Annotated in this window: 7 protein-coding genes; 5 read left to right on the top strand and 2 right to left on the bottom strand. The window is 27.7% G+C overall.

Annotation, left to right across the window (positions count from 1 at the left end; all coding sequences use genetic code 11):
- Positions 1-559: 559 nt before the first annotated feature.
- From J7G74_RS00670 to surE, 5 genes are all read left to right on the top strand, one after another.
- The gene (locus J7G74_RS00670) at positions 560-2,029 is read left to right on the top strand and encodes a PTS transporter subunit EIIC (RefSeq protein WP_297130444.1); all 1,470 of its coding nucleotides are present in this window, start codon (positions 560-562) and stop codon (positions 2,027-2,029) included.
- Between the two features lie 51 nt (positions 2,030-2,080).
- Positions 2,081-3,490, top strand: a complete 1,410-nt coding sequence (locus J7G74_RS00665) for a glycoside hydrolase family 1 protein (protein WP_297130441.1) — start codon at positions 2,081-2,083, stop codon at positions 3,488-3,490.
- 238 nt (positions 3,491-3,728) lie between these two features.
- Complete coding sequence (locus J7G74_RS00660) at positions 3,729-3,941, top strand: hypothetical protein (protein ID WP_297130438.1); 213 nt, start codon at positions 3,729-3,731, stop codon at positions 3,939-3,941.
- A 303-nt stretch (positions 3,942-4,244) separates the two neighbouring features.
- Positions 4,245-4,814, top strand: coding sequence for a CDP-alcohol phosphatidyltransferase family protein (locus J7G74_RS00655; protein WP_297130435.1), 570 nt, complete (start codon positions 4,245-4,247; stop codon positions 4,812-4,814).
- A 114-nt stretch (positions 4,815-4,928) separates the two neighbouring features.
- A complete protein-coding gene (gene surE / locus J7G74_RS00650; protein WP_297130432.1) occupies positions 4,929-5,687 on the top strand; it encodes a 5'/3'-nucleotidase SurE in 759 nt (252 codons plus the stop codon).
- A 79-nt stretch (positions 5,688-5,766) separates the two neighbouring features.
- Here surE and J7G74_RS00645 read toward each other — a convergent pair whose 3' ends face one another.
- Together J7G74_RS00645 and J7G74_RS00640 are read right to left on the bottom strand one after the other, a co-directional pair.
- Positions 5,767-6,588, bottom strand: coding sequence for a nitroreductase family protein (locus tag J7G74_RS00645; RefSeq protein ID WP_297130428.1), 822 nt, complete (start codon positions 6,586-6,588; stop codon positions 5,767-5,769).
- Between the two features lie 19 nt (positions 6,589-6,607).
- Positions 6,608-7,003, bottom strand: a 396-nt coding sequence (locus J7G74_RS00640) for a nitroreductase family protein (protein ID WP_297130425.1), incomplete at its 5' end; no start/stop codon positions are given.

Here is a 7,003-nt window from a genome sequence, read left to right as displayed (position 1 = left end):
TACTATAGCTTAGGCTATTGTATATAAAATGTGAAATTTTAATTAAATCAAAGTTGTTTTTTATATTTGCAAATAATTAAGTTGATATTTAAAATTCAAAAAATAAGATTACAATTCAAACATAATATTACATTTAACAATTTATAATCAAAATTAAATAATAGAATTTTTATCATTAGAATTAAAATTTCACTAAAAGGGTCATATAAAAATAGGATTTTCTATTTAATATGATCCTTTTTTATATTTTAAGGGATTATAAATTATCTGAATTGTGGATAATTTATAATTCCAACTGATAAATTTGAGCAACGGACGAAGTCGCTGGCGATATGAAGTGGAGCGCCCACGCAGTGGCTTAAGCGAAGCGAATTTTGAGCAACGGACATAGTTGTTGGCGATATGAGCGAAGCGAATTTTTTAGTTGTAATGAAATTATATTTTGCTTATATATAAAATAATAAATTAAAATCTATTGAAATGATTATTTTATATAATATATGGGTAATAAGGAAATAACAGTTTAAAAGAATTCAAAATATAAATTAGGAGGACATCAATGAATTTCAACAAAATAGCTAAGGAAATCTTAGTTAATGTTGGTAATGTGGAAAATATAAAAGAAGTAATACATTGCTACACTAGACTAAGGTTTACACTAATAGATAACAATAAAGTAAATAAGGAAAATCTTCAAAAAATAGAAGGTGTTCTAACAGTACAAGAAAGTATGGATCAGTTACAAGTAGTTATAGGAAGTACTGTAGATAAGGTTTATAAAGAGCTTGTAGTATTGATGAATAATAAAGACTCATCAAATGAATTACAAAATAATTCAAATAAATCAAATAATGAAGCTGATAAAAGTGTAAAAAAAGACAATCAATCATATGATTCTAAAAATAAAATAGGTAATTTATTTAATAAAGCACTTTCAACTATGTCAAAAATATTTGCACCTGTAGTACCTGCTCTAGCTGGTTCAGGAATGATAAAAGGTATACTTGCAGTTTTATCTATGTATTACATGAATAAGCATGGTGTAGATATTAAAACTAATGATACATATGTAATATTTAATGCAGCATCAGATGCAGTCTTTTATTTCTTTCCAATAATACTAGCTTTCACAGCAGCGAAAGTATTTAAAGCTAGTGAAATAATATCAATGGTACTAGGAGCAGCACTTTGCTATCCAGGAATAGTAGCTTTAATGGCAGAAGAAAGAACTATATCTCTATTTGGGATAGCTGTTACAAAAGCAACCTATACATCATCAGTAATACCAATAATAATTTCAGTATGGGTATTATCTTATGTTGAAAGATTTTTAAATAAAGTTATGCCAGAAGTAATAAAAACTATAATGGTTCCTACATTCACATTATTAATAATGGTACCAGCAACACTTTTATTATTTGGTCCTATTGGAATTTACATAGGTAATGGAGTAAACTTATTATATCAACAACTTATGAGCTTTAGTCCAATTCTTTGTGGTGCATTTATAGGTGGACTTTGGTGTGTACTTGTTATATTTGGAGCACATAAAGCAATAATACCTATAGCAATAAATGATGTGGCAATGACTGGACGTCAAAATTTATTAGCATTTGCAGGAGCAGCCAATTTCTCTCAAGCAGGGGCAGCTATGGGAGTATTCTTAAAATCTAAGAATAAATCTTTAAAAACAGTTGCTTTATCTGGAAGTATAACAGCTTTATTTGGTATAACAGAGCCAGCCATATATGGAGCTAACTTACGTCTAAAAAAACCTATGATATGTGCAGTTATATGTGGTGCCATAGGTGGTGCAGTGATGGGATATGGAGGAGCATTTGGTATAGCTTTCGCAAACCAAGGTTTACTTACAATTCCGGTATATGCTGAGGCAGGAGTTAAAGGATTCTTATCTTACTTAATAGGAATTGCCATAGCATTCTTCGGATCAGCTATACTTACTTATATAGTTGGATTTGAAGATATTAAAGAAGAAAAATCTAAATCAGAAGTTGAAATAGCAGCTTAATATAAATAGAATAATGTAATATAGTATAAAATGACATTAGGAGGTAGAAATATGACAAGTATATTTCCAAAAGATTTTTTATGGGGAGCTTCTTCATCAGCCTTTCAAATAGAAGGTGGATGGGATGAAGATGGAAAAGGAAAAACTGTAGCTGATTTTAATTCATTTAAAAAATCAGATATACAAGCAGATAGTAAAGTAGCCAGTGATTTTTATCATCATTGGAAAGAAGATATAGATTTAATGAAAGAATTAGGTTTAAAAACTTATAGATTCTCATTATCATGGGCAAGAATCATACCAGATGGTGATGGAGAAATAAATCAAGCAGGAATAGATTTTTATAATAAAGTTATAGATTATCTTATAGAGTGCAACATAACTCCATTTGTTACACTATATCACTTTGACTTACCATACGCATTGGTTGAAAAATACAATGGTTGGGAAAGTAGAGACTGTGCTTTTGCTTTTGAAAGATATGCAAAAATATGTTTCGAAAACTTTGGTGATAGAGTAAAGTATTGGCAACCACACAACGAACAAAACCTAATGATGCGTGTAAAAGAACGTATGAATATATATGTAGATGATGCTTATGAAGTGGAAAAAATGAGAGCCCAAATGGATTATCACATGTCTCTAGCTCATGCACTTGCAGTTAATGCTTGTCATGAAATGGTAGAAGATGGCAAAATAGGACCATCAATATCAGCTACAGTAACTTATCCATACTCAAATAAACCAGAAGATGTATGGGCAGCTAAATTAAATGATAACTTCAAAACTAATTATTTATTAGATATGCATTTTAATGGAGAATATCCAGTATACTACATGAATTATTTAAAAGAACTTGATATACTACCTCATATGCCTGAGGAAGATAAAGAAATTTTAAAGAAAGCAAAAATGGATTTTATAGCATTTAATTACTATCGTACATTATGTGCTAGACATGTTGAAGCGACTGAGGAAAATCCAAGGGGTAGCCGTGGTGAAAATGAAATAGATTATGATTTATATGGATATTTCAAAATAGAAAAAAATCCTAATCTAAAAGCTACTGAATATGGAGCGCAAATAGATCCTGTAGGTATGAGAATAGCTTTAAATGAGTACTATAGGAGATATCATCTTCCGCTAATAATTACAGAAAATGGACTTGGAACAGCAGATGTTTTAACAGAAGATGAAAGAGTTCATGATGATTATAGAATTAACTACTTAAGAGATCATATAGATGCTTGTAGAAAAGGAATTGAAGATGGTGTTGAATTAATGGGGTATTGCCCATGGTCAGTAATAGACTTACTAAGTTCTCACCAAGGATTTAAAAAGAGATATGGGTTTGTTTATATAAATAGAGAAGACCATGATTTTAAAGATTTAAGAAGAATAAAGAAAGATAGTTATTTCTGGTATCAAGAAGTTATAAAATCTAACGGAAAAAATTTATAAACTAGATTAGTCAATAAATAAAAAAGAGTGTACTAATATGAGATTTTCATTGTGAAGATTATTATCATTATTATGTACACTTTTTATATTTTAAATGAGTTTATTATTTGAAGTATAATCTTAATTCTATTGGAATAAAGCAATGATATCTTACTTATAAAAGTAAAGAATGACTTTGGTTGTATAAATTTTTTATAGTTGTTATAATGGAATAAAATATTAATTGGGAGTAGACACAATGAAGGAAAATAAAGTAGAAGAATATGAAAAAAAATTAAAAGAGTACGAGGATAAACTACAAGAGCAAGAAAATAGATTAGAAGAAATTGAAAATGAATTGTTTGAACATGAAAATAAAGAAAAATTACATAGGCTTCAAAAAATAGTAATTGTATTATTAATTATTAATATATCTTTAGACTTAATAAAAATAATAACTAAATACTTATAGATATTATAATAATGAGTTTAATTAAAATGAAATACTTTATCGTTGAAGGAATAATAAAAATGAAGATTTAATTGAATAAAGTAAATTGGTTTTATATGAATTAAAAATATTATAATAAATTATTGAAGTAGTTACTCGATATAAAAATTTAGTAACTACTTTTTATATTGGTTTTAATAGACTTAATTCTTACGATATTGTAAATTGTAAATACAAAGATAAATAATTTATAATTGTACTAAAGTAAATAGAAGCATAAATAATATTATATAAATTTAAGGGGAGAATTATAAAGGAGTAAATATGAAAAATTTAAAGAAAGAAGTTTTTTCAATACCTAATATGATGGGATATTTTCGTATAATGTTAATACCTATTTTTTTATGGATATACTATAATGCAACTAGTGTAAGAGATTATTACATAGCGGGTATCATAGTATGTATATCAGGAATAACAGACTTATTGGACGGATATGTGGCTAGAAATTATAATATGATAACTGAACTTGGGAAATTTATAGATCCTTTAGCAGATAAACTAACACAATTAGCTCTAGTAATATGTCTTTTCAATAGATTTGAACTTATGAAATATATATTAGTATTATTTATCATAAAAGAAGGATTTATGGCAATTATGGGTATTATAATGCTTAACAGGGGTAAAAAACTAGATGGAGCTATGTGGTTTGGAAAGGTTTGTACAGCTGTTTTATATATAATAATGTTTACTTTAATATTTATTCCAAAATTAGAAGTTGATACTGCTAACTTATTGATAATAATATGTGGTAGTGTTTTGCTTATATCATTCATACTTTATATACCTGTTTTTTATAAAATGTATAAGTCTACTCATAAATTGAGATAAATTAAACAGTTAATAATTATGATATTATATACATATGATTTTAATATTATAAATAAATTGATAAGAAATAATTCTTATGGAAAAATAAATATATAACAATAAAGGAGGGATTATATGAATATACTGATAACTAATGATGATGGAATAACAGCAGATGGGATTATAGAGTTGGCAAAAGAAATATCAACTATTGCAAATGTATATGTGGTAGCACCAGATAGTCAAAGAAGTGCTACAGGACACTCAATAACGATACATGATCCTATCATGGTAAAAAATGTATATATAGCCGATAATATAGAAGCCTATTCTATCTCAGGTACACCAGCAGATTGTGTCAAAGTTGGAATAGAAGGGATATTTAAAGATACAAATATAGATTTAGTATTAAGTGGTATAAATAATGGACCAAACTTAGGAACAGATGTTATATATTCTGGAACAGTATCAGCAGCAATAGAAGGATTTGTTTTAAATAAGCCATCAATTGCAGTATCATATAATGAGTTTAATATAAAAAGAGAAGTATATAAAGAAGCTGCTAAACATGTAAAATCTATAATAAATAATTTAAAGGACAAATTAGACTTACTAAATGATTGTATATTAAATGTAAATATTCCTAATACAGAGGTTAAAGGAAGCAAAATTACTAAATTAGGTGAAAGAAAATATGACAATGTAATGGAAGAAAGGGTAAGTCCTTTTGGTCAAAAATACTATTGGATAGGCGGTACTATCAAAGAGTTGGATCAGGATAAAGATAGTGATATAGTTTGTGTGAACGAAGGTTATATATCTATAACACCTGTTAATATTGAAATGACTAATTTAGAAAAATTTAATATACTAAAAAATATAGAGATTATATAATGAATATTTAGGTATCTCTAGTAGAAAAGGGTGTGTCAAAAATGTCACACCCTTGGTTTATTTATAGTATAGAAATAACTTATATCCAAGTAATATTAGCATCTTTTCTAGGAACAGTTCTTTGATATTTGACATCAGGATAACCAATTACCAAGCAAGATATTATTTGATTACTATCTTCTAGTCCAAGTAAATCTAATATTTTCTTATTACCTTGAGCAGCCCTTAATAAAAATCCACTAAAGAATGTCCCAAGCCCTAAAGCATCAACCATAAGTTCCATATTTGAAGAAGCTAATCCACCGTTTATTGGAGTTGGTGAAATAACAAATATGGCAAGTGGAGCATTAAAGAATAATCTATCATTATTTGCTGAATCTTCTTTATATTTGTTGTAGCTAGATACCCACATATTAGCATATCTTTTTAAATATTCTGTTTCAGGTGTCAAGTTGGCAAGTATTGCTTCTCCTTTATCTTTTAAACTTTCATAAGCTAAATCTCTTAATTCACCTAGTTTTTCTCTAACTACTACATAAGATACATCTTGGCTGTTAGTAGAAGTTTGAGTGAATCTTCCAGCATCAATTATTTTTGATATTTTTTCTTTCTCTACTTCTTTATTTTTAAATTTTCTAACACTTCTTCTAAATTTTATAAAGTTTAAAAGATTATCAGCATCTACAGTAAAAGTATCTTTATCATAATGGATTACTTCATCCATATTATAATCATCTGTTGAAACTGCTTCTACTGGACAGATTGCAATACAGTGGCTACACTTAATACAGCCATCATTATTAATGTCTGCTTTTCCTTCTTTTAAAGAAATGACACCAACAGGACAATCTTTAATACATTGTTTACAAGCAATACATTTATTTTTATTTACTTCAAACATTTATATTCACTCCTTAATATTATTTTTTAATCCAAGATATAACATAATTAAAGTTATTTTCTTGGATATTTTCCATAGAATCAAGTGACACAAATTCACCATTTATATTATTTTCAATCGAGGATAAGTGGAAATGGCAAAGACCAATCCCTATATCAATTTTAGTCAAGCCTTTAGTACTATTAAGATAAAAATGTATATTATTATCTTCTTTTAATACTCTCCAAGGCTGTTTGTTAAGCGCAGATGGAGCTAGTCTCAACATTTCAAGTGGTTCAAAATATTCACCAGAAGTGCTAGGTTCAAGGTGAGTATTGAAATCTTTATTGAAAAATAATTCTGAATAAGGTTTACGTTTGCTGCTATTATCACCTATTAAGGTTGCTATAAAAGATTTTTTACCACCTTCATATCC

It is taken from the genome of Terrisporobacter sp. (assembly GCF_017888745.1).
GTDB lineage: Bacteria > Bacillota > Clostridia > Peptostreptococcales > Peptostreptococcaceae > Terrisporobacter.
This window is presented reverse-complemented; position numbering and strand designations above follow the sequence as displayed.